This window comes from Ochrobactrum sp. SFR4 (assembly GCF_019730395.1).
In the GTDB taxonomy this organism is placed as follows: Bacteria; Pseudomonadota; Alphaproteobacteria; order Rhizobiales; family Rhizobiaceae; genus Pseudochrobactrum.
Genome location: NZ_JAAPBB010001325.1, coordinates 1 through 239 on the forward strand (window position 1 = coordinate 1; position 239 = coordinate 239).

At 47.3% G+C, this 239-nt stretch carries 1 pseudogene; it reads left to right on the plus strand.

The features are described from left to right. A pseudogene (locus tag HBA93_RS23325) lies at window positions 1-239 on the plus strand (efflux RND transporter periplasmic adaptor subunit); the annotation flags it as partial.

The following is a 239-nucleotide window of genomic DNA, read 5'->3' on the forward strand; positions in this document are numbered from 1 at the left end:
CAAGGAAATCATGTTCAAGCCAAATCAGATTGTCAAAAAAGGCGATCTATTGCTGCAGCTGGATGATGAAATTCAGAAGGCAGATCTGGTAGCCAGCAAAGCTGAAGCTGAGCTGAGCGAACAGAACTATAAACGTGCACAAACTCCGCGCACACAAGGTGTAGGTGCTGTATCTAATGTGGATACAACAGCCGCAGCTCTGTCATCCGCAAAAGCAAATGGAGCAAAAGCCCCGGCAA